General features: G+C 52.7%; 17 protein-coding genes. 8 read left to right on the plus strand and 9 right to left on the minus strand.

What is annotated here, in order from left to right; all coding sequences use genetic code 11:
• Positions 1–217 precede the first annotated feature (217 nt).
• Both FJM65_RS15440 and FJM65_RS15445 read left to right on the plus strand, forming a co-directional pair.
• On the plus strand, positions 218–748 hold the full coding sequence (locus tag FJM65_RS15440) for a CopD family protein (RefSeq protein WP_140622448.1): 531 nt from the start codon (positions 218–220) through the stop codon (positions 746–748).
• Between the two features lie 186 nt (positions 749–934).
• The gene (locus FJM65_RS15445) at positions 935–1561 is read left to right on the plus strand and encodes a hypothetical protein (protein ID WP_140622449.1); all 627 of its coding nucleotides are present in this window, start codon (positions 935–937) and stop codon (positions 1559–1561) included.
• Positions 1562–1592: 31 nt separating this feature from the next.
• Here the strand turns inward: FJM65_RS15445 and FJM65_RS15450 are convergent, their stop codons facing one another.
• Positions 1593–2534: an AEC family transporter gene (locus FJM65_RS15450; RefSeq protein WP_262710947.1), complete on the minus strand. Its 942-nt coding sequence runs from the start codon at positions 2532–2534 to the stop codon at positions 1593–1595.
• Between the two features lie 115 nt (positions 2535–2649).
• The gene (locus FJM65_RS15455) at positions 2650–4230 is read right to left on the minus strand and encodes a T9SS type A sorting domain-containing protein (protein WP_140622451.1); all 1581 of its coding nucleotides are present in this window, start codon (positions 4228–4230) and stop codon (positions 2650–2652) included.
• A 386-nt stretch (positions 4231–4616) separates the two neighbouring features.
• On the opposite strand from FJM65_RS15455, the gene FJM65_RS15460 reads away from it, so the two are divergent.
• The gene (locus tag FJM65_RS15460) at positions 4617–8387 is read left to right on the plus strand and encodes an SBBP repeat-containing protein (protein WP_140622452.1); all 3771 of its coding nucleotides are present in this window, start codon (positions 4617–4619) and stop codon (positions 8385–8387) included.
• Positions 8388–8435: 48 nt separating this feature from the next.
• Here FJM65_RS15460 and FJM65_RS15465 read toward each other — a convergent pair whose 3' ends face one another.
• The 7 genes from FJM65_RS15465 to FJM65_RS15495 all read right to left on the minus strand — a co-directional run bounded on the left by FJM65_RS15465 (position 8436) and on the right by FJM65_RS15495 (position 15968).
• Positions 8436–10343 (minus strand): DUF294 nucleotidyltransferase-like domain-containing protein, encoded by a 1908-nt coding sequence (locus tag FJM65_RS15465; RefSeq protein WP_140622453.1) that lies wholly within the window; start codon positions 10341–10343, stop codon positions 8436–8438.
• Positions 10340–11044, minus strand: a complete 705-nt coding sequence (locus FJM65_RS15470; RefSeq protein WP_140622454.1) for a 3'-5' exonuclease — start codon at positions 11042–11044, stop codon at positions 10340–10342. The genes FJM65_RS15465 and FJM65_RS15470 overlap by 4 nt, the downstream gene beginning before the upstream one ends.
• 3 nt (positions 11045–11047) lie before the next feature.
• Complete coding sequence (locus FJM65_RS15475; protein ID WP_140622455.1) at positions 11048–11476, minus strand: GNAT family N-acetyltransferase; 429 nt, start codon at positions 11474–11476, stop codon at positions 11048–11050.
• A gap of 496 nt (positions 11477–11972) precedes the next feature.
• On the minus strand, positions 11973–13748 hold the full coding sequence (locus FJM65_RS15480) for an aminopeptidase P family protein (RefSeq protein WP_140622456.1): 1776 nt from the start codon (positions 13746–13748) through the stop codon (positions 11973–11975).
• 68 nt (positions 13749–13816) lie between these two features.
• Positions 13817–14419, minus strand: coding sequence for a short chain dehydrogenase (locus tag FJM65_RS15485; protein WP_140622457.1), 603 nt, complete (start codon positions 14417–14419; stop codon positions 13817–13819).
• A 104-nt stretch (positions 14420–14523) separates the two neighbouring features.
• Complete coding sequence (locus tag FJM65_RS15490) at positions 14524–15207, minus strand: 2'-5' RNA ligase family protein (protein WP_140622458.1); 684 nt, start codon at positions 15205–15207, stop codon at positions 14524–14526.
• Positions 15208–15215: 8 nt separating this feature from the next.
• Positions 15216–15968: an endonuclease/exonuclease/phosphatase family protein gene (locus FJM65_RS15495; RefSeq protein WP_239022980.1), complete on the minus strand. Its 753-nt coding sequence runs from the start codon at positions 15966–15968 to the stop codon at positions 15216–15218.
• Positions 15969–16188: 220 nt separating this feature from the next.
• On the opposite strand from FJM65_RS15495, the gene FJM65_RS15500 reads away from it, so the two are divergent.
• From FJM65_RS15500 to FJM65_RS15520, 5 genes are all read left to right on the plus strand, one after another.
• Positions 16189–17433, plus strand: a complete 1245-nt coding sequence (locus FJM65_RS15500) for an efflux RND transporter periplasmic adaptor subunit (protein ID WP_140622459.1) — start codon at positions 16189–16191, stop codon at positions 17431–17433.
• A 156-nt stretch (positions 17434–17589) separates the two neighbouring features.
• Complete coding sequence (locus tag FJM65_RS15505; RefSeq protein WP_140622460.1) at positions 17590–19080, plus strand: TolC family protein; 1491 nt, start codon at positions 17590–17592, stop codon at positions 19078–19080.
• Between the two features lie 165 nt (positions 19081–19245).
• Positions 19246–19950 carry an ABC transporter ATP-binding protein gene (locus tag FJM65_RS15510; RefSeq protein WP_140622461.1) on the plus strand — a complete coding sequence of 235 codons (705 nt, stop codon included), beginning with the start codon at positions 19246–19248 and terminating at the stop codon, positions 19948–19950.
• 2 nt (positions 19951–19952) lie between these two features.
• Positions 19953–21194 (plus strand): ABC transporter permease, encoded by a 1242-nt coding sequence (locus tag FJM65_RS15515; RefSeq protein ID WP_140622462.1) that lies wholly within the window; start codon positions 19953–19955, stop codon positions 21192–21194.
• Entirely contained in the window at positions 21191–22372 is a 1182-nt protein-coding gene (locus tag FJM65_RS15520) for an ABC transporter permease (RefSeq protein WP_140622463.1), read from the plus strand. Before FJM65_RS15515 ends, FJM65_RS15520 begins: the two co-directional genes overlap by 4 nt.
• Positions 22373–22800 lie beyond the last annotated feature (428 nt).

Below are 22800 nucleotides of genomic sequence, written 5' to 3' on the forward strand. Positions count from 1 at the left end.
CTAGTTATACCTATGTCTTAATCGTAGCCTTAGTTCAGGAGGGGAATTCTGCAATTACTGTTGCTAAAGTATAAATTGCATAGCTGCCGCCGTTGCGCGGACAGGTCGCGACCTGTCCCTACAAAGTATTGACTTGCTTCTCTAAGTACAGGAATCATACTTCGCTTCCGGCAATTAAACATTTCGGCTTACCTTTGCAGAAACACTACCCGCTGCTATGAGCTATTTCTACGTAAAGGCGCTGCATATCATTTTTGTGGTAACCTGGTTTGCCGGCCTGTTCTACATCGTGCGCCTGTTCATTTATTATGCTGAGGCCGCCGAAAAGCCGGAACCGGAGAAATCCATCCTTCAGAAGCAGCTGGCCCTGATGCAGAAACGCCTATGGTACGGCATTACCTGGCCCTCCGCCATCCTCACGCTCATCTTTGGCCTTACCATGCTGTACCTGTACGGCTCAGTGCCTGGCTGGCTCGTCTGGAAGCTGAGTTTTGTGGTGGGCCTTTACGTGTACCATTTCCTCTGCCACGCCATCTTTAAACAGCAGCAGCAGGGTATCATCAAGTATAACTCCACACAGCTCCGCATCTGGAACGAGGTGGCCACGCTCTTTCTCATCAGCATCGTGTTCCTGGTGGTGCTCAAAAGCTCGCTCAGCATGCTCTGGGGCATCATCGGCCTGATTCTCTTCTCTGCCATGCTCATGCTGGCCATCCGCCTTTACAAACGGGTGAGGGAGAAGAAATAAGGGGAGTTAAAAAGTTAGAAAGTTAGAAAGTATAGTAGACACTGTAGAGACGCAATACCTTGCGTCTCTTTTGTTTAGCGGCTACACGCAATTTTATACTTTTCTACCTCTCTACCTTTCTACTTTCTTCTCCCTCACCTTTCTAACTTTTTAACATTCTAACATATAAGCCTTACCTTTGTAAGTATGAACAGAGCATTGAAGGCAAACGAGAGAGAACTTATAAAGCTGGCACGCTACTTCAGTAAGCGCGCAGCACAGCTTACCGTGGACGGAGAATTGAGCGAGGGGCAGAAACAAGTGACGCAGGCCTGCGAGAACCTGGAGCAGCAACTGCTGCAGCACGCCGAGAACCGCGAAGCCATTATGGACAAGCGCAGCCGCCTGGAAAAACTGATAGAGGACAAAGCCGAGTGCCCGAAATGCCGCAAAGCGGATATGCTGAAACGGCAGGCCGCAGTTACAAACGAGCATGGCTGGAAACTGAACACCTACCGCTGTCGCCGCTGCAATACCTCCTTCACCTGGAACCGCCCCAACAACCCCTGGCACATGATGGAGTTCCTGGAGCTATACATAAAAGAACTAGAGGACTCGTTAAATGCTGATATGGAGCCAAGCCTACGCCAACAGACCGAGGCTGCCATTCCGCAGCTGCAGGACAGCCTCTTCCGCCTGCGCCCTGTGCTGCAGGATTCTGACGATGAACTGGAGGCGCTAACGGCCAAGGAGCAGGAGATGGACAAACTCATCCACCAGTTTAAAAATTACCTCCTCATCGAGAAGATCAAACTGGATACGTACCAGAACTAGTTGCTGGTTTTTAGTTGTTCGTTTTAAGCGATTAACTGATAACGAAATTCAAGACCCAATACCAGAAGGCCAGCGTGATGAAGGAAATCGGGATGCCGAAGCCCACCATCATGTTGGCGAGCCGGGGTTTGAGGCCATAAGCAGCCGCCACAATGCTGGCCGTCACCATGGGCGCCATGGCGGCCTCCAGCACACAGATCTGCAGCAGCTCACCCTGCACATCAAGCACACCTCGGTACAGCAAAAGTATAAGCAGCGGCGCCAGCATCAGCTGAAACGTGAGCCCGAGCGCCAGAAAGCCCCAGTGCTTGCTGCGCCACTCCGGCCGCAGCTGCAGCCCCACCGACACCAGCGCCAGCGGCGACACAGTAGCACCCAAACGCTGAAATACGTCTTTCATATCCTCGGAAAAGTGAAAGCCAAGCAGGTTGAGCAATAGCGCCAACAGGAAAGCCACAAAGGGCGGAAACAGGAAAACCTTGCGGGCAATAGTGCTGATGCTGGTAGCGCCTCTGGAGTAACTGGCGGCCAGCGCAATGCCTAAGGTCGACAGCACCACAAAGGTACCCGGCTGGTCGATCAGGATGACCGTTTCTATACTTTTAGGCCCGAAAAGCGCTTCAATTACTGGTAAACCCACAAAGGAAGTGTTGCCCAAACCGCCTGTAAGTATAAGACAGCCCACCAGTTTCCGCGACCAGCCAAAGGCTTTGCCCAGGCTCCAGAAAAACAAGGCAGCGGCTGCAAAGCAGATCCAGGCCAATCCTACCGGCAGCAGTACCTGCGGCGACAGCTGCACGTCTGGTATAAAGTATAGCGCCAGGGCCGGCAGCGAAATGTAAATGATGAACTGGTTGAGCACCTGCGGTGCGTTTTTCGGAAACTCCTTTACGCGCTGCAACAGTATCCCCAGGCCCAGGCAAGCAAATAAAAGTATAAAACTGCTCAATCTCTTTCCTCCGGATATAGCCACTCCCTGACCAGAAGCGGCACGCAAAGGTACGCAGGCTTTTTAGAAAGCTCAGCATAAGAAAAAACGCAGAAGCACGGTGATGTACTTCTGCGTTTTTATACTTTTTAGCTGATGTTTACTGCAGTACCACCCGCCGCACGATGCGCGTCTCACCCGAGATGATGCTGAGAAAGTAGACGCCTGCTGCCAATTGCTGCGTATCCAGCTGCAGCGTGTCCTCTCCGCTACGCACCCGCTTGGTTACGTCGAGCACGTTTTTCGACTGGGCGTTGGTAAGTATAAACCGCACTTCCGGGTGCTTCAGCCCGTTTATTTTCAGGTTGAGGTTTCCCGCTGTCGGCACCGGATATACTTGCACGGCCCGTTCCAAAGCCTCTGTCTCAGCGGAGGCCACAGGGCCGGTGTAGGAGAGTTTGTAGATAGCATGGGCGGCATCATCCGAGATAAACAAGTTTCCCTCCTGGTCAACCGCAATGTCCACAGGGCGGGCATAGGCTTCGGTGGAGTCGCTGTTGAGGAAGCCGCCCACCAGGTCCAGCTGCTCGCCAGGCTTATCACCCTGCCACGGAAAATAGATGATCTTATAGCCGGTGGCTTTGGAGCGGTTCCAGGAGCCGTGCAGGGCAATCAGCGCGCCGTTGCGGTAAGGCTGCGGCAGTTTGGTGTCTTGGGTAAAGAGCAGCCCCAGCGGAGCCGAGTGCGCCTGTATGCCTTTGCTGATGCGGTCCATGCCGCTGCAGTCCACCGCCCCGTTGGCGTTTAGCTGCACATCCTTGATGAAAGGCATGTTGTCCATTCCCTCGCGCGGGTCTGGGTTGCAGAAGGGCCAGCCGTAGTTGCCGCCGTCGCGCACCAGCGTGAATTCCTCCGGCGGGTTATTGTCCACATAGCTCTGCACCACTTTGCCATAGTTGCCGGTTTCGTCCTCGAAAGGATAGGCCACGTTATCGCGGTTATTCACCGTTACCCACAGGTTATTGGTGCCCGGCACAAAGTCCAGCCCCTCCGCATTTCGCAGCCCCTCGGCAAACAGCCGCCCGCCCGAGCCGTCGGCGTTGTACACGTAAATGGCCCCGCGCTTCGGGTTGCTCTGCGTGTCTTCTATGCAGGCGTTGCAGGTAGAGGCGATGGAGACATACAGCTTATCATTGCTGTCCAGGGCGATGTTCTTGAGCACATGGCCATAGTTGCCCTTCAGCTCCGACAGGCTCTCGTCCGGCAAGTTATCCACCACTACCTCCATGTTCTGGCCCTGCGTATCGCCGCTATTATACTTGTAGCGGATGATGCGGTTCTTTTCCGAGATGTACACGTACTGCTGCTCCCCTATCTTGTGGAACACGATGTCGTGCGGCTTCTGCAGCCCCGAGGCAAAGTCAAACTCCTGCGGGGTGCCGCTGCCAGAGCCTGGGCGGAAGATCTTCACATAGCCGTTGTCGGGCTTGGAAACGAACAGGTCGCCGTTGGGCGCCACCGCCATAAAGCGGGCGCCGCTGAGGCGGGCGTATACTTCCAGCTTAAAGTTAGGCGGCACATTGGCAAAACGGTCCACGTTAAACGGCGCCTGCCGCATACTTTCCGGCACCTCTATCTTCACGGTTTCGGTGGCGGCAGGGGGGGCTTGCGCAAAAGTATAAATAGGTGCGGCCAGTGCGGCAGTTAGCAAGTATGATTTGAGTAAATGTTTGAAAGGCATAAGAAAGAAGTTGTTTTGAACCACCTTCTTTTATTCAGTTTTAGCTGAAAGGTTGCAGAACCTCACGATTTTAGTGCAATTCACTTTGGCAGTTATACATCAAGCTAAACTGGCGAAAAAATGTAGCTACAGTACCACTAAAGTTACCTCACGCATACTCACCCAATAGCTTAACTACCGGGGCTATTGAGTTTACACAATAAAAACCTTCTCCAACTATAATAAAAATCCATTTTTAAATTGGATAAGTAAAATAATATAGTAACAGAGCGAGCATCTAACCTTAAAATGGTATGTGGTTAATGTTGTACGGTAGAACCTCCCGCCTCCAATACAACTTGTCATGTGGATACTTCCTGAAAAACATACTTTAATATTCTAAGCATATGGAACGACTTATATCTCTTTGGAAGCACCTGCTTCTACTTGTTATTTTAATAACTCCCTTCTTAGGTTTTTCACAAGTTAGCCAGGAGTGGGTAGCCAAGTACAATGGCCCCGGTGGCAGCCATGATGGGGCAACGGCCATGGTTGTAGATAGTGCCGGAAATGTGTATGTGACCGGCTTCAGCTACGCCCATAAACCCAACGATGATACAGAAGCATTTAAAGACATTGTTACCATCAAGTATAACACTGCCGGCGAACAGCAGTGGGCAGTGAGGTATAATGGGCCTGCAAACAATGCAGATCATCCCGTGGGCATTGCGCTGGATTCGGCCGGGAATGTGTACGTGGCCGGTTATAGTGCAGGAAACAAAACTGATGTTTATGACTCCAGATCCGGGTATGACTACGTCACCATCAAATACGGTGCAAATGGAAATGAACAGTGGGTGGCTAGCTACAATGGCCCAGGAAATGGGGAAGATCAAGCTACGGCTATGGAGGTGGATGCCGCCGGCAATGTATATGTGACTGGTTTTGTATACGTAGCTGGATTAAACTACGGCGCCAATCCTGACATAGATTATGCTACCATCAAGTACAATACCGACGGTGGGCTGCAATGGGTAAAACGGTATAACGGGCCTTTAAGCCTGAGAGATGTAGCTAATGCTCTTGCCCTGGATACCGCTGGTAATGTATACGTTACAGGTTCTAGCCTCAGTGATACTACGGTTACGCGTCGTAATAGCGCAGTAACTATCAAATATGACACGGAAGGTAATGAGGTGTGGACTGCAAAGTATGGCGCCCCTGATGATACTCCAAGCGTTTATGCACAAGACCTTGCTCTGGATGCAACTGGCAATGTGTATGTTACCGGTTACAGTTGGTCAGAGCGCGATTCTGACGGCCTTGACAAGATTGATTATACTACCTTAAAAATTAATATAGACGGCACGCTGAGTTGGGTCAGATTTTTTGATTCTAGCAAATTATATGGCGCTACGGATGCATCAAGAGATGATTTTGCCCGAGCGCTGGCTGTGGACGCCGAAGGTAATGTGTACGTAACAGGACAGACGGGTAACCGGGAAGAAGACCCCGACAATGCCTTCCTTACAATTAAATATAACACGCAGGGGGATATACTTTGGGCCAAGCCTTACGACGGACCGGGCGGACCACAGGGAGGAGGAGGCAATGACATTGCTCTTGATACCGCAGGGAATGCGTATGTTACCGGTTCTATCACCATAGGTCCGGAATGGCAAAACACAGACTATGCCACGCTTAAGTATAGCCCCGAGGGCAAACAGCAGTGGCTAATGACTTACAATGGACCTGATAATTACATTGATAATGCTACTTCCATCGCTTTAGATGCTTCAGGTCATGTGTATGTAACCGGGCTGAGCTATCTTAAAAATGGAGATGTCAGTTACCTTGATATAGATACTGAGTATGCTACCATCAAGTATTCTCAAGCTCTCTGCACCCCTCCCACTCTATCCATTTCTGTCATCCCAGATTCTGCTACCTACACCGGCGGTGACCCTTCTACTATCTTACTGGGGTACGGCCACCAACGGGTTACATTACAGGCCAGTGGCGCGGAACAATATGTATGGAGCCCTGCCGAGGGTTTAAGTGACACCACGGTGGCTGACCCGGTTTTCTCCCCGACGGCAGCTGGTACCTATGTCTTCACTGTCACAGGCCGTACTGATAGCTGTTCAGCAGAGGCTTCTGTTACAATAACTGTTATCCAATCCAACCTCGTCGGCAATAAGGAGTGGGACAGAACTTTCGGAGGAGATAGTTCAGAATGGTTCTATGACATTCAGCAAACCAGCGACGGAGGCTATATTCTAGGTGGACATACAGAGTCAAGTATTGGCGGTGATAAGTCGGAAGCCTCACGTGGAAGCTTTGACTATTGGGTCGTGAAGCTTGACTCGACAGGTAAGAAAGAGTGGGACAGAACTTTTGGTGGGAATGATGTCGACAGGCTCTATGCTCTCCAGCAGACGAGCGACGGGGGATACATTTTGGGGGGATATTCTAACTCAGGCATTAGCGGTGATAAAACACAGGACAGGCATGGTGACTTTGAAGATAACATCGACTGCTGCCTTGACTACTGGATTGTGAAACTAGACGCAAAGGGCAACAAGCAGTGGGACAGAACCTATGGTGGTGATGGCGGGGATGTTCTCCAATCCCTTCAGCAAACGAGCGACGGAGGCTATATCTTAGGGGGAGATTCTAATTCCGGCATTAGTGGCGATAAAAGTGAAAGCTTCATTGGCAGCCCTGATTTTTGGATAGTGAAGATAGACTCTGTGGGCAACAAAGAGTGGGATCGTACTTTCGGCGGCGGTGATGAGGAAAATTTTGCTTCTATTCAACAGACTAACGATAATGGCTATATTCTTGGCGGAGGTTCTTATTCTGGAATTGGAGGAGACAAAACAGAAGCCTCTCGTGGAGGGTATGACTACTGGATCCTAAAACTGGATTCTGAAGGCAACAAGGAGTGGGACAGAAGTTATGGCGGAGAAGATAGCGATCGGCTCTATGCTGTTGAGCAAACCAGTGATAGCGGTTATGTATTAGGAGGTTCCTCCTCTTCAGGAATCAGCGGCGAAAAAACAGAAACTTCTAAGGGTGAAAGCGATTACTGGATTATCAAAATTGACTCTATCGGAAACAAGGAATGGGATAAAACCTATGGTGGAGATATGTCCGAATGGTTTTCTTCTCTTCAGGGAACAAATGACAGAGGCTATATCCTGGGGGGATACTCAGAATCAGGCATAAGTGGTGATAAGTCAGAGGCAGCTCTAGGAAACTATGATTATTGGGTAGTGAAGGTAGATTCGGTGGGAAATAAAAAGTGGGACAAAACTTTAGGTGGACAGGGTGAGGATCGGCTCCATGCAATTCAGCAAACCTCAGATGAGGGGTACATCTTAGGAGGACAGTCAGACTCTGGTATCTCTGCAGACAAGAGTGAGCCTTCTCGTGGTGGAACAGACTATTGGATCGTAAAGCTTAGCCCAGAAGAACCCTGCACCCCTCCCACCCCATCCATCGCCGTCATTCCTACTTCTGACGTCTACACCGGCGGTGATTCTACTACCATTTACCTGGGCTACGGCCCGCAGAGCGTGCGGCTGGTGGCCAGCGGCGCCCAAAGGTATGTGTGGAGCCCGGCTGCGGGCTTAAGTGACACCACGGTGGCTGACCCGGTTTTCACCCCGACTACAGCCGGCACCTATACCTTCACGGTCACCGCTTATAACGGCACCTGCGCCGCTACGGCCTCCGTCACCATCACCGTAGTAGATGCGCGCTGCGGCACCTTGGGAAGGGTGCTCGTCTGCCACAACGGGCGCACCCTCTGCCTGAGCCCTGCGGCTACCAAGGTCCACCTGCTTGCCTACCCTAACGACCGCCTTGGCAGCTGCGGGGAGAACCCTGCCGCCGAGGAGGAAACTACCGCGACCATGCCCCTGAAAGTGTTCCCCAACCCCTTCGGCGAGCAGGCAAACGTGGAGTTCAAGCTGCCGATGGGAGAGAACTACCGCCTGGAGCTCTACAACGCGTGGGGCAAAAAGCTTGATACAGTGGCGAACGGTGAAGCTACCGCTGGACAGTTGGTAAGGCTGGAGCTAAAGACCGATGGTTTACCTAATGGCATTTACTACCTACGCCTCGTCACCTCCGACGATACACAGACACTGAGGCTGATGATTGACAAGTAAAAACCAATTTGAAAACAGGCTATACTTGCACAAAGTATAGCCTGTTTTTTACCCCAATAGCGAGTTCGTAAACTTGAGTTTTATACTTGCCTGAAAGTTGGCAATTGTCTTAAAAATTTCTTTTAAGGTTACCTGCTCTATCTTGGTCAGGCTATGGAGGTCAATAAAGTTGTCTGCAGCGGCTTTGTCCTGAATGATTTGCACGGCCTGCTTCTTCAGGCGCAAACTCATCAGGTAATAATAAGAGTGCATCAGCTCCTGAAAATCCTTTTCTGTAAACTCACCCAGATCACGCAGGGCCTCCAGGCGCTCCCCGGTGTTTGTCTTAAATACCCTGTCTTTCAGGGCATACACCCGCACCAGGTCCACAATAGGTGTCATAGTTTTCTTGATATCGAACACTTCCTGGCTGCCTTTGGTGAAGGTCTTGATATTGCGGAAGAAGGTTAGCGGCGGCTCATACTGCAGCGCGTTCTGCGCCATGTGGTACAGAAACCTGCCCAGCGGCTTCTGCAGTTCCTGGTCCAGAAACTCCCGTAGCTCGTCCATAATAGCGGCCTCGCCATAGATATAGCGGCAGTCGAAGAAGGTGGAGAATTTCATCACCGTTTCCGGGTCCGGCTCCTGCATCCAGCTGGTGTAATTCCGCTTCCAGTGCGAGAGCGAGTGCGTCCATTTGGAGTTCTTGGCCATAAACCCGCCTTTGCAGAAGCTAAAGCCAATCGTATCCAGCCGCTCCGACACCCGCTCGGCAAAGCTCAGGAAATACTCCCGCACCAGCTCTCGCTGCTCGTTGGCCTTGTCTTCGTAAATGATGGCGTTGTCCTGGTCGGTGTTCAGCGTCTGCTCTTTGCGGCCCTCGCTGCCCAGCACCATAAACACGAATTTGGCCGGCGGCGTGCCCATTTCCTCTATCACACCCTCAATCACCTTGGTGGCAATGGTATCCGACACGGTGGTGATGACCTGGTTCACGATCTCGGGCTTCACGCCGCGGTCCAGGAGTTGATACACGATCTCGGGCACCTTCTCCCACTTGCGCTTCAGCTCCTCCACCGACTGCGCCAGCTTTACCGACTGTATGAACACGAACGGCGACTGCGCCTGCTCGCTCAGCAGCTTGTTGCGGCTCAGGAAACCCAGGTACTGCCCGTTCTCCTCCACCAGCAGGTAACGGGTTTTGGTCCTGAACATCAAAAGTATGGCCTCATACACAAAACCTTGTGTGCTGATGCTCACGATCGGGTTATCCATTACCTGCCGCACCGGTTCCTGCACGCTCACCTGCCGGGCCACCACGTTGTCGCGGATGCTGATGTCGGTGAGGTAGCCGATAATCTGCCCCTGCGGCTCCTGCACAAACAGGCAACTCACCTTTTTCTCGGCCATCAAGCGGGCAGCCTCATAGATAGGCGTGTCGCCAAGGCAGGTTACCAGCTCGCGGTACACAAGCGTTTCAATTTTGCGCGAGTACAGCTGGTCGGAGGCGATGAAATTATCTTGGAAAGCAGTCGGCTTTTTCACGAAATGGGCAAACTCATCGTTGAGCATGCGGTGACCAAACTCTGCCGTGAAGTGGTGGAAGAAATCCTCGTAGCCCTGGCAAAGCTGCCTGAAATCGCGGCGCGGCAGGAAGTATACCAACGTGCCTTTTTTAGCGATAACCGAGCGCAGCGACCGTTTGCGGTTCAGCAGCACCGAAATGCCGCCGTAGCAGTAGCCGCTGTAATGGTGCTCCACCACCCGCTTGTTCTGCTCACTGTCGTAGAAAAAGCTCTCATACTCGCCCTCCGCTATCAGGTCCACGCCTTTCATCTTGGTTACCTCCTGATGGTAGATGGCGGTGTCTTTAGTATACTTTACCTCCTGTAGCAGGTCGGCTACGCCCAACAGCACCTCCTCCGGAAGTTTATCAAAAGGCTTCACCGTTTTCAGAAACTCTACTTTATCGGTCATAAAAGGATAATCAGTAAAACAGCAAGTATAAAAAGGGCAAGTATGATGAACAGCTGTATTTTGTTTTTAGCGGATGACGCCTGCCGAGACACACGCTGCTCCTCCTGCTGCCGCAAAATAGTTTCCGGCGTGATATCGCCCTGCTCCATCAGCTTGAAAAAGCAGGCAGCGGTTGCCTTTACGTCCACGGCGGCATCGTGTTGTTGCTGCAGCGGCTCCTGAAACAGCCGTTCGTACAGCTCGCCGAGCCTCAGAAAGCGCTGGCCCTGCTTCAGAAAAAAGTTCGCGGAGGCGTTCATGGTGCAGAACGTAGGCAGCTGCGGCAGCGGGTTTGGCAGGTTAGCCCTATGGAAGCCTACGCCCAGCATGTGGTAATCGAGCTGCATAAAATGGCCTACCACCAGCGGCTGGTACTTCTCCAGGTCCTGCGCCAACAGCGAGAGCACCTGTTTCCGCGCCTTGCCGTGTTCCTGCAGAAACTCTTTTGTGATGCCGTGTATTTTTTCGGATGTCTCTGATATTTCCAGCTCCGGCTCGTAGATGTAATGGTTTTCGCCCTTCAGCTCCTGCCCTTCTTTTGTATAAACCGCCCAGGCAATCTGCACAGAGTATGGCCAGCTTGTCGCATCGGAATAAGGCGCGTCCCAATCCAGCGGTTTGCCGGTAGTCTCGGTGTCGATGAAAAGTATAAACTCCCGCATGATCTAGCTTCCTGTGGCTACAGCCATAGGTATACTTCCTTCCATCACTACGTACTCTTTTCCTCCCTTCATAAAAGTATGATTTGTTTCCTGCAGCCCGAAGCGCTTATAAAAAGCCGCTTTCTCCTGCCGCGCATTGCACCAGAGTTGGGTTATACCTTGCGCTCTCGCTTGCTCGATCAGGTGCTGCAACAGTTTGGATCCATAGCCTTTGCCCTGGTGCTGCGGCAGTGTGGCAAACTTACGAAACTGCGCCCGCTCCCCCTCCACAAACAGCGACACCACCGACACCAACTCACCAGACAAGTATAAACCGAAGTGCTGGCCATTTTCATCCTCCGGCAGCTGCACGTAATTTATACTTTGCCCCGGCCACATCACGTCGCGCCTGAGCTGCCAGGTATCTTCAGGTGGTATTTCTTTTATCTGCATGTGGTGTTAGGGTGTAAACCCACCCCAACCCCTCCGAGGAGGGGAATTTGTTCAGCATTATCTGGCGTAAGCGTCCGCTTCTTTAGCCGCGGCTTACTGCAACTGGAGGCAAGCTATCCTTTCTAGCTGCAGTTCATCCTCAGTCTTACAGGCCATTAGTTCCACCTCATATTTGGCTCCCTCCTAGGCCGGGAGGCCTCGTTTTCCCGCTCGGCGCTGGGAGCTTTTCCTGCCCTCGTGCCTCGGGCTGCCTCGCCTTCAGCTCGGCACCGGAAAAACTCGCATAGGCGCCTCCCAGAAAAACTGGGGATCAATTTTCGATAGCCTAGCCTTTCCACACAGCCCCCTCCCGTACTTGTTCCGGGAGGGGCTGGGGAATGACCCTGAATAACCCAAGCAACAAAGCTTATATCTGAGTAGCAGCAGCTACAGACTCCCCTCCTTAGCTAAGGAGGGGCAGGGGTGGTTGGACCCGGTACTATAACAACGCCCTCCCCTATATCGCCTTTGCTTTCTCCTTCAGCCAGGCCAGTTCATCCTCGTTCAAGTGCGGGCTGAGCTTCTCTACCACCTGGGCGTGGTACTCGTTCAGCCACTTGATTTGGTGCGCCTCCAGCAACTCTTTCTTCACTGGGGTAGTGTCAATCAGGGCTATCGTCAGGTGCTCAAAAGTATAAAACTCGCCGAACTCGTTCGTCTCATCCTGCACCGTGAGTACCAGGTTCTCGATGCGGATGCCGTGCTTGCCGGTGCGGTATAAGCCGGGCTCTACCGAGGAGATCATGCCCAGTTCTAAATCTACAGCGGTTGGCGTTGGGTTGAGCACATGCGGGCCTTCATGCACATTCAGGAAGAAGCCGACGCCGTGGCCGGTACCGTGGCCGTAGTTGCGGGTGTAATCCCAGAGCGGCTTGCGCGAGATAGCATCGATCTGGTAGCCTTTCGTGCCTTTCGGATAACGGGCCGTGGAGCCGTCGATCATCCCTTTCAGCACCAGGGTATAATCTATACTTTCTTCCTCCGTCAGGTTGCCCAGCGATACCACACGGGTGATGTCGGTGGTGCCGGAAGTATACTGTCCGCCGGAGTCTACCAGGAACAGGCCTTCTGGCTGCAGTTCTATATCGCTTTCCTCGGTCACGCGGTAGTGCGGCAGGGCACCGTGCGCCTTATAGCCGGAAATCGTATCGAAGCTCTCCCCCACAAAGCCCTCCTGCTGGGCCCGGAACTCGAGTACCTTCTCCACCACCGTCAGCTCTGTAATGCGGGTTTTGCCGATGTTCTCCTCCAGCCATTTAAAGAAGCGCATCAAGGCCACGCCGTCTTTGATCATGGTCTGACGCGTGTGCTCCACCTCTACCTCGTTCTTCATCGCTTTAAAGAAAGTGGTCGGGTTAGTGTCCTGTATTACGCGCACCTCTTTTGGCAGCTCTTTGTACAGGGCATAGCAGTTGCGGCGCGGATCGATCAATATGCTGTTTCCTGGTATGGCCGATACGGCACGTTCGATCATATCGTAGGTTTCCAGCTCCACACCGGCCTTTCTCAGTTTCGCCTGATCCTCTTCTGAAAGTTTGGCGGCATCCATAAAGAGCATGGCTTTGTCCTGGCTGATGAGCGCGAAGCTCAACACCACCGGGTTACACTTTACATCGGAGCCACGCATGTTAAAGAGCCAGGCCATATCATCCAACGAGGAGATCAGGTGGTATTCGGCACGATGCTTTTTCAGGGCTTTACGCAGGCGCTCCAGTTTGCTCTCCAGGCTCTCTCCCACTATTTCCTCGCCCAGCAAAAAGGCAGGTGCGGAAGGCAGATCCGGCCTGTCCTGCCAGATCGGCTCCAGGTAATCGCGGTCGCTGTTTATTTTCAAACCGATAGGCGTTAACTGCGACTCCAGCAACTGCGCCAGCGCCACCGAAATTAGTTTGCCGTCGAAAGCCACGGTGGCACCCTCCGGCAGCCGCTCGGCCAGCCAGTCGATGTATTCCGGAGCGTTCTGCACGTGCAGTTTCGCCAGCTCAAAACCGGTTCCCTGCAGTTGCTCGTTGGCCTGCACAAAGTAGCGGGCATCCGTCCACAGGTGGGCGGCCTCCTCGGTAATCACCAGCGTGCCTGCAGAGCCGGTGAAGCCCGAGGCAAACTCAATGCATTTATACCTGTCTGGCACATACTCACTTATATGCGGATCAGCCGATGGAATGATATAGGCACTCACGCCTTCGCCTTTCATCTGGCTTCGGATTGCTGCTAATCTTTCTTGGTAGGTCATGTAAAAATCTCTTTTTCGGTTTGAGGCAAATTAAGGAAAGCTGGGGAGAAATGCTCAGCAAAGCGGTTTTAATATACTTTGATGACCTGCCCGGTGCAGATGCCGAGTATACTTTTGAGGTAGGCGTTTACCACCCGCTCCATCGGCACCGGGTTATGGCCGGGGAAGTAACTGCCAATAGCCTCCGTAGAGTCTTCCACAATGCCCGGGCTTACCACGTTGATGCGGATACCCTGCCGGAAAAGCTCTCCCGAAGCACCAATCACAAAGCCATTCACGGCACCGTTTACCGTGCTCAGCACCGCGCCCAGGGCAATCGGGTCTTCTGAAAGTATGCCCGAAGTCAGGGTTATACTTCCGCCGGGGTTCAGGTACTTCTGCCCGATGAGCGCCAGGTTAATCTGCCCCATCATTTTGCTGCGGATGCCTTCGTAGAAATGCTCCTGCGTCAGCTCCGCTATCGGGGCCATGGGCGCCCCGCCGGCTGCCACCACAATCGCATCTACCTTGCCTGTTTTACTGAACAGCTCCTCAACAGCGTGAGGGTCTGTCATGTCGAACTGCACATCGCCGCTTTTGGAGCCTGCCGTAATAATTTCGTGCTGATCCTGTAGCCGCCAATAGATTCTTTTGCCAATGGTGCCGGTGCCGCCTACGAGTAGTACTTTCATAGTTTTTCAGGTTTTAGTTGATGTTGAAGTATACGTTTATACTTTGGTTTTTACAGAAAGTATAACCAGCTGGAAGTATAGAAGTTTTTAGATTAAGAGCATTGCTACCCGAGCCGGAACCGATGCAGCACCTGCACGTGCTCCTTGCGTTGGTACCAGTCGTTGTAGACAAGCTCCAGGGCATCTGCCGTAAAGGTGCCGAAATCATGGTTTCTATACTTCTCCAGCACCTGCAGGAAGCCTTCCATGTTGCTGATCTCACTCCGGAACCGAACCACGGTGGCATGCGCCGTTTGGATGGCGTAGCGTTTGTCTATACTTTGCTCCAGCCCGGAGTTTTTAAAATTCAGCCGCAGGTTCTCCCGCAGCTCGTTCAGCGTATCGTCCAACATAAAGCCCTGCACCAGCACGCAGGAAGGTGAGGCGGTAATCCCTTTAAAGCTGATCCTGATCTCGCGCATGGCAGGTATACTTCTCCGGACCAGCTCGACATACTTTGGAACCGCGATCTGCCCCAGCTCAAAGCCGCTGTAGCAGGAGATGATGGACATGACCGTGATATGGATATCAGAATTCGGATAATAGTACTGCGCCGGGTCTATGGCTTTCAACTCACCTAGGAATGCCTGAATCTGCTGTTTGGTCTGGCTGTCGGGGCGCAGCAGCAGCGTGATGCCAAGGCGGTTGTCGGTGTCAGAATCCAGCAGCGGGTCGAGCTGGTATTGGCCGGAGCGGATCTTCTCTATAGAGGTGCTGTAGAGGGTGTCGTAGTGCTCCGGGAGGTTCATGGGGTGGGTTAATGAACAAGGCAAGGTGCCGTAAATTTATGGTTCAGGTTATTAAAGTGGCAAATCAATGGCAAATGGTCACTGATTCTTAACCATTCATCAACTTTGCCAACCTCAACATTTAGCAAGGACTTAGTTAGCTCCTGACAAGCAAACACATAGTCTATGTGGTAAGCTCTGGCAACTTTTCTATTCATAAAAAAAGTAGGGTGCGACTCCTGACCTTGAATTTCGTCATAAAACTTATGGTACAGACTTTCAATGCCTACCTCTTTAAGCTCCTTTTCAACATCCGAGTAATTCCACCACCTATCCCATTCGTCCCAAATTGCATTACTATTGAAATCACCAGCAATAACAGCCTTTTTAAGGTGCTGCTTATTTAACTGTAGATACTTCCAAAGTTGCCCTATGTACCCAAAGTTTGGAGAATTATTGTAATGAGCCCAAACTGCCAGCAGCTGAAAGCTCTGATCTACTTGGCAAGGTATAAAATATTTTACCTGATGCCCCTGATAGGCATCCTCCCAATCTAAAGCTTCGAGTACGATTTCTTCTTTAGCAAATATTTCGAGGCCTTTATGTTTATTATCTCCAACCCATAGATAATTCTTTGCCCATTCTTTATAGCCACCGTGAGCTGCTTCAGCAGGATTCTCACATTCTTGTATGACTAACAGATCAGCATTGAAAGCTGCCAGGAACTCATACTTTTTCCTTAGCGCTCCATTGCAGTTCCAAGTGACAATTCTCAAATCCATAAATTAAGTTGTTAACAAGAAGAGATCTTAAGTATAATAAAATAAGTATTCTTCAGCTAATCCACCTCCCCCCTCCCAAAACCGCACAACCTGTTCATTATTGAACACCTCCAAAAGCCTAAAAACCTGCATTTTAAACTATATTAAACTGTAAATCAGCTACTTACATAACTGGCACCTAAATTGGCTATATCCTCACGAGCAAGTATAAAATAAAACTATGGATCGTGAATTATCAGCCGCTGCCAAACAAGCCAACCGACGCAAGCGCTTCTGGCAAATAGGTATTGCCGCTGGCCTGGTGCTGGCCGCCATCTTCGGGTTCAGAAGTATAATTGCGCCGGGCATCAGCCGCAGCGAAGTACGCACGGCTGTGGTGGAGCGAGGGCCGGTGGTGGCAACTTTAACCGCCTCGGGGGTAGTGGTGCCGGAGCATGAGCAGGCTATCACGAGTCCCATTCAGGCGCGCATTGAGCAAGTGGTGCGCAACACCGGGGAGCAGGTGAAGCCGGGGGAGCAGATCCTGCTGTTGGACCGCTCCTTTACCCAACTGGCCTACGACAAACTGAAAGACGAACAGCAGCTGAACCAGCACAAAAGCGTGCAGATGCGCCTGGAACTGGAGAAAAAGCTCAACAGCCTGGAGTCGCAGTTGGCGATAAAGCGCATGAACGTGAAAAGCCTGCAGGCGCAGCTGGAGGATGAGCAGTACCTTCTGAAAATAGGCGGCGGCACCCAGGAGCAGGTAAAGCAGGCGGAGCTGAAGCTGAAGATTGCGCAGCAGGAACTGGCGCAGCTGGAGCAGGACATCGAGAGCGAGCGCAAACTGCTAAAGGCTGACGAGCAGGAGCTGCAGTTTACCTTGGCCATGAACGGCCGCTCGCTGGAGGAACTGGCGCGCAAGATGGAACAGGCAGAGGTGCGCGCCACCCGCCCCGGCGTGGTAACCTGGGTGAAAAACGAGATTGGCAGCAGCGTGAATGCCGGCGAGGTGATTGCCCGCATGGCCGATCTGAGCAGCTTCCGGTTGCAGGCCAGCATTTCCGACGCCTTTGCCGACCAGCTGCACGTGGGCGGCGAAACAGTTGCCCGCATCAACAACACCGATTTAAAGGGAAGCATTGTAGCCATTGAGCCCTCTGTAAAAAATGGCACCGTCACCTTTTATGTGGCCCTGCAGGAGAAAAGTCACCCGCTCCTGCGCCCCAGCCTGCGCGTGGACCTGTTCGTGACCACAGCTACAAAACCAGATGCCCTGCGCGTGAAAAATGGCCCCTACTTCAACAGCGGCTCCCTGGATAACGTGTTTGTGCTGCGCGAGGACGAGCTGGTGCAGGTGCCCGCCCGCACAGGTTTAAGCAACGCAGACTATGTGGAGCTGGACGGCAGCGTGCAGCCCGGCGACGTGGTGGTGATCTCTGATATGAAAGAGTATGAGCATGTGCAGAAGGTGCGGCTGAAGTGATTCTTTTGAACGAGTGTCATCCCCCAGCCCCTTTAAAGTCGAAGATCCCGGACTTGATTCGGGAGTGGGTAGGGGCATGAGATCATTTGCAGAGATTATACTTTGAAAAAACCATGATACCTGATACGTGCTACGTGATACGCTTAAACTAAAACTATGAAAAAGCATTACCCATACTGTTTGTTGTTTGTACTCTTTGCCCTGCACTGCGGCCAAAGTATAGCACAGCCTGGCACACGGCAACTGAGCCTGCAGGAGGTGATCACTCTGGCGCAGGCGCAGTCGGCGGAGGCGCTGCAGGTGGAGACGAGCCGCGAGAACAGCTATTGGCAGTGGCGCAGCGTAAAATCGGAGTACCGGCCGCAGCTCAGCCTGGAGGGCACTTTGCCCGACTTCAGCCGCACCATCACCCCCGTCACTCAGCCAGATGGCACGACAGAGTTTCGGCACGTTTCCATCAACAACACCGATCTTGGCCTAACGCTCAGCCAGGTCATTAGCCCGACCGGCGGTAAGGTGTTCGTTACCTCGCTCATGCAGCGCTTTGATGACTTTGACCGCGACCAGACCCGCTACAACGGCAACCCGGCCATTATCGGGCTGGAGCAGCCGCTGTTTGCCTACAACGCCCTGAGCTGGAATAAAAAGATTGAGCCGCTGCGCTACGAGGAGGCGCAGAAGCAGTATGTGGAGGACCGGGAAAGCATCGCCGTAAAAGCCACCAGATTATACTTCGATCTGCTGCTGGCGCAGGTAAACCAAAGTATAGCTGCCAAGAACCTTGGTAACAACGATACGCTGTACCAGGTGGCGCAGGAAAAGTATACACTCGGCCGCCTCTCCAAAAACGATTTGCTGCAGCTGCGCCTGGCCGTGCTAAACGCGGAGCTGGCACTGGCTCAGGCCAACCTGGACGAGCAGACTGCCGCACTGGCGCTCCGCAATTACGTGGGCCTGAAAGACAGCAGCCAGCTTAGTCTGCGCGTGCCGGAAAGTATACCTGCAACCTCGGTGGCAGCGGCAGTGGCGCTGGCAGAGGCCAAAAAGAACCGCAAGGAAAGTATAAACTTCAGGCGCCGGACACTGGAAGCCGAGAGTCTGGTTGCCAAAGCCCGCGGCGACAACGGCTTTAACGCCAGTCTGTTCGCCACCTTCGGCCTTACTAACCGCGGCGCCTCCTTCACTGACATTTACAGCAGTCCCGAAAACCAGCAGCGCGCGCGCATCGGCTTCTCTATGCCCATTCTGGACTGGGGCCGGCAGCGCTCTGTGGTAAAGGTGGCGCAGCTGAACCAGCAATTAGAGGAATATACCATCAGCCAGGAAGAGACGAACTTTGAGCAGGCCGTGCTGACGCAGGTGAACCAGTACAATACCCTGAAAGCCCGCATCAGAACCACTGCTGAGGCCGATGCCATTGCCGCGGAGCGCTACGAAATAGCCAAAAACACGTTCCTGATCGGCCGCATCAGCATTACCGACTTAAACATCGCCCTTGCCGAGAAAGACCAGGCCCGCCGCGCCTACATCACCTCGCTCAGCGACTTCTGGGACGCGCACTATATGTTAAGACAACTAACGCTTTATGATTTTGAAAAACAGGAACCCATTGTGGCGGAGGAGGTCCCCTCTACAACCCTCCCCTAAAAACAGGGGAGGGAGTTTTGGGAACAATTATCATCCCCCTGCCCCCTAACTTGGTTCAAGCTCCGTCAGCGGTGGCTATAGGCACAAGCGGACGCTTGCGCCAGAAAATTAGAAGCAGATAAAACACGGAATCAACATTAAATCAAAAGACTTATATTTAAAACTATGATCACATTATCCAACATCGAAAAGGTCTACCAAACAAAGTCCATCGAGACGGTGGCCCTGCAGCACGTGAACCTGCGGGTTCCGAAAGGCGAATTCCTTTCTATTATGGGCCCTTCGGGCTGCGGCAAGTCCACGCTGCTCAACATCATGGGCCTGCTGGATGTGCCAAGCCAGGGCGTGGTAGAGATCGACGGGCAGGCTATCACCAGCTACAAAGACAAGGAACTGGCGCACATCCGCAACGAGAAGATCGGCTTTGTCTTCCAGAGTTACCACCTGGTAAACGACCTGAGCGTGCTGGACAACGTGGAGCTGCCTCTGCTTTACCGCAGCAGCGTTTCCGCCTCCGATCGCACAAAGCTCGCCAAAACCGCCCTGGAGAAAGTAGGACTTAGCGCCCGCACGAAACATTTTCCAGCCCAGCTTTCCGGCGGACAGCGGCAGCGGGTGGCCATTGCCCGCGCTCTCATCGGTCAGCCGCAGATCATATTGGCCGACGAGCCAACCGGCAACCTCGACTCTGTGATGGGAGAGGAAATCATGAACATCCTCCTGGACCTGAACCGGCAGGACGGCACCACCATCGTAATGGTGACACACGACGAGAACATGGCCCAGAAAACCGAGCGCCTGGTGCGCTTCTTCGACGGGCAGCAGGTTTCTGACGCCAAGGTGTTTGCCAACAACCTTCAACAAGTATAGCCATGCTGAAGAATTACCTGAAAATAGCCTGGAAGGTGCTCTTGCGGCGCAAGTTCTTCACCTTCATCAGCCTCTTCGGCATCAGCTTTACCCTGATGGTGCTGATGGTGGCCTCCTCCCTCTTCGACCATACTTTCGGGCCGCAGATGCCCGAGCGCGATACCGATAAACTCTTGTTTGTGAACATGATGCGGGAGCAGATAAAGGACAGCTATACCAGCAGCGGTCCGCCCAGCTACTACTTCCTGGACCGCCACGTGCGCACGCTCAAAACGCCGGAGCAGGTTTCCATCAACTCGGTGCCTTCCCAGGTAAACAGTTACATCAACAACCGCAAACTGGCCCTGGAGATAAAGTATACCGACCAGAAGTTCTGGGACATCCTGAAATTCAACTTCCTGGAAGGCAGCGCCTTTAGCCGTCCCGACGTAGAGAGCGCCAACCGTATGGCCGTTATCAACGAACATACCCGCAACCAATACTTCGGCGATGCTCCGGCCATTGGCAACTACATAGAAGTAGACCAGGTAAAGTATAAAGTAGTGGGCGTGGTGGAAGATGTGCCGGTGCTGCGTGTGCACTCTTATGCCGATATGTGGGTGCCGATTACGCTCAAAAGCCAGGACTTTAACAAGCCTGGCCTGCGGGGCTTCTACTTTGCTACCATCATGGCTCGTAACGCCTCCGATATACCTGCTATTAAAAAAGAGTATGCGCAGATGCTGCAAACCGTGGAGCGGCAGCAACCGGAGAAAGGCACGCTGCTAACCTCCTACCCCGACACGTTTCTGGAGAGCATTGCCCGCACGTTTTTAAGTAACGGCACCACCTCCGGGCTCCCAAAACTTTACGCCATACTTGTCGCGCTTTCCCTGCTGTTCATGCTGCTGCCGGCCATTAACCTGGTTAACATCAACATCAGCCGCATCATGGAGCGCTCCTCTGAGATTGGGGTGCGAAAAGCCTTCGGCGCCTCCTCCTCTACTATTATTGGGCAGTTTTTGGTGGAGAACGTTTTCCTGACGCTGCTGGGCGGTTTGCTGGGTTTTGCGCTGTCGGCCTTGGTGCTCAGCCTTATCAACGACAGCGGCCTGATAGCCTACGCCAACCTGGGCCTGAACCTGCGCGTGTTTGCGTTGGGCCTGCTGTTTTGCCTTATTTTTGGTTTGATTTCGGGAGTATACCCCGCTTATAAAATGTCACGCTTACATGCCGTAGAGGCGCTGAGAGGAGGTACAAAATGATACGCCATCTTTTTAAACTGATCTGGAACAGGAAAAAGAGTAACTTCCTGCTGATCACCGAGATTTTCTTCTGTTTTCTGGTGCTGTTCGGGGTGCTGAGCCTGGTTACCTACAACGTGCGCAACTATACCAAGCCGCTTGGTTTTGAGCACGAGGATGTATGGCTGGTAACCATGCGCCCGAGCACTGACTCCACAGCTGAGAACAGGCAGCAGCTAGAGCAGGTACTGCAGCGGGTGCAGGCTTTCCCGGAGGTGCAACATGTTTCCCTCACCAGCTCCAACGCTCCTTTTGCCTTCAGCCAGATGATGGACAACTTATCGTACGGCAATGTAAAGGATGTGCAGACAGATGTATATGACGTGCAGGATGATTACGCTGACGTCATGCAGCTTGAGGTAAGCGAAGGCCGCTGGTTTGGGCCGCAGGATGATGCCTCGCACCACAGGCCTATCGTCATAAACAAGCTCCTGAAAGAGAAACTGTTCGGCCAGGAGGAAGCTGTGGGAAAGCTTATACCTATATCCGACACCTCCAACTATGTAGTAGTGGGCGTTACAGATTATTTCCGGGCCTCCAGCGAGTTTGCCGCAGAATCGCCTGCCTTGTTTAACCGCATTAATATGCAGAAGAAACCGGATTTTTTCTGGAACGAGCTACTGGTGCGGGTAAAGCCGGGCACTGGGGTGGCGTTTGAGGAGAAAATGGTGAGGCAGATTACCAGCATCGGAAAGAACTGGACAGTGGAAGTCTCCACGCTGGAGAAGATGCGCCAGAACAAGGCAAAGCTCACGCTGGCCCCCATGATTGCCCTCGGGTTTATTTGTGGCTTCCTCATCCTGAATGTGGCGCTTGGGCTATTCGGGGTGCTGTGGCACAACATCAGCCGCCGCAACGGCGAGATTGGCCTGCGCCGTGCGCTGGGCGCTGCCTCCTCTCAGATCTACTGGCAGTTTATTGGCGAAGTGCTGGTGCTGGCAACCTTCGGGCTGCTGCTGGGTGTGTTCTTTGCCGTACAGTTCCCGCTGCTGCAGGTGTTTCAGATCGAGTCGGAAGTATACTTTATCGCGCTTCTGAGTGCGGTAGGTATTATTTACCTGCTCACTGCTGTCTGCGCCTTTTACCCCAGCCGCCAGGCGGCAGGCATACACCCGGCCATGGCTTTGCATGAGGAGTAACCCCACCCCTCTCCTAAAAACAGGAGAGGGGGTTTCTGCAGGTGTAAACCCACCCCTAAGAGCTACGCTCGCTACCTTCGAACTCCCGTTCTCGGTAGTCCAGAGGAGGGGAATTATACTTACCACACTCTCTGTCATCTCGAGTACTCTTGAGGCGAGAGCCGAAAAGAGCCAGCGTAGCTGTGAGAGATCTATCGAGAACCTTAAAAAAATTTCTCCCAAAGGTCGAGACGACAAAGCGGTGGCTAAGGAAAACTGCTCCCAATCTTTCCGTTGAGCGCCTTGTGAGATTCCGGTGCCGCCTTGGCGGCATTGCGACGCAGGAGCAAAGGAAGGGAACACAGCGCGATGCGGGAAGATGAGGCCTCCCGGCCTGGGAGGGAGCCAAGCATGAGATGCAACGATAGGCTTGTTAGACTGAGGATGAA

The organism is Pontibacter mangrovi (assembly GCF_006385705.1).
Lineage (GTDB): Bacteria > Bacteroidota > Bacteroidia > Cytophagales > Hymenobacteraceae > Pontibacter > Pontibacter mangrovi.

Excerpts from the sequence above, each read along its gene's own strand:
- FJM65_RS15490 (WP_140622458.1), bottom strand. The coding sequence starts at position 15,207 with ATGAACCTCCCGGAGCACTACGACACCCTCTACAGCACCTCTATAGAG.
- FJM65_RS15520 (WP_140622463.1), top strand. The coding sequence starts at position 21,191 with ATGATACGCCATCTTTTTAAACTGATCTGGAACAGGAAAAAGAGTAAC.
- FJM65_RS15495 (WP_239022980.1), bottom strand. The coding sequence starts at position 15,968 with ATGGATTTGAGAATTGTCACTTGGAACTGCAATGGAGCGCTAAGGAAA.
- FJM65_RS15440 (WP_140622448.1), top strand. The coding sequence starts at position 218 with ATGAGCTATTTCTACGTAAAGGCGCTGCATATCATTTTTGTGGTAACC.
- FJM65_RS15480 (WP_140622456.1), bottom strand. The coding sequence starts at position 13,748 with ATGACCTACCAAGAAAGATTAGCAGCAATCCGAAGCCAGATGAAAGGC.
- FJM65_RS15515 (WP_140622462.1), top strand. The coding sequence starts at position 19,953 with ATGCTGAAGAATTACCTGAAAATAGCCTGGAAGGTGCTCTTGCGGCGC.
- FJM65_RS15465 (WP_140622453.1), bottom strand. The coding sequence starts at position 10,343 with ATGACCGATAAAGTAGAGTTTCTGAAAACGGTGAAGCCTTTTGATAAA.
- FJM65_RS15445 (WP_140622449.1), top strand. The coding sequence starts at position 935 with ATGAACAGAGCATTGAAGGCAAACGAGAGAGAACTTATAAAGCTGGCA.
- FJM65_RS15475 (WP_140622455.1), bottom strand. The coding sequence starts at position 11,476 with ATGCAGATAAAAGAAATACCACCTGAAGATACCTGGCAGCTCAGGCGC.
- FJM65_RS15500 (WP_140622459.1), top strand. The coding sequence starts at position 16,189 with ATGGATCGTGAATTATCAGCCGCTGCCAAACAAGCCAACCGACGCAAG.
- FJM65_RS15510 (WP_140622461.1), top strand. The coding sequence starts at position 19,246 with ATGATCACATTATCCAACATCGAAAAGGTCTACCAAACAAAGTCCATC.
- FJM65_RS15505 (WP_140622460.1), top strand. The coding sequence starts at position 17,590 with ATGAAAAAGCATTACCCATACTGTTTGTTGTTTGTACTCTTTGCCCTG.
- FJM65_RS15470 (WP_140622454.1), bottom strand. The coding sequence starts at position 11,044 with ATGCGGGAGTTTATACTTTTCATCGACACCGAGACTACCGGCAAACCG.
- FJM65_RS15455 (WP_140622451.1), bottom strand. The coding sequence starts at position 4,230 with ATGCCTTTCAAACATTTACTCAAATCATACTTGCTAACTGCCGCACTG.
- FJM65_RS15485 (WP_140622457.1), bottom strand. The coding sequence starts at position 14,419 with ATGAAAGTACTACTCGTAGGCGGCACCGGCACCATTGGCAAAAGAATC.
- FJM65_RS15460 (WP_140622452.1), top strand. The coding sequence starts at position 4,617 with ATGGAACGACTTATATCTCTTTGGAAGCACCTGCTTCTACTTGTTATT.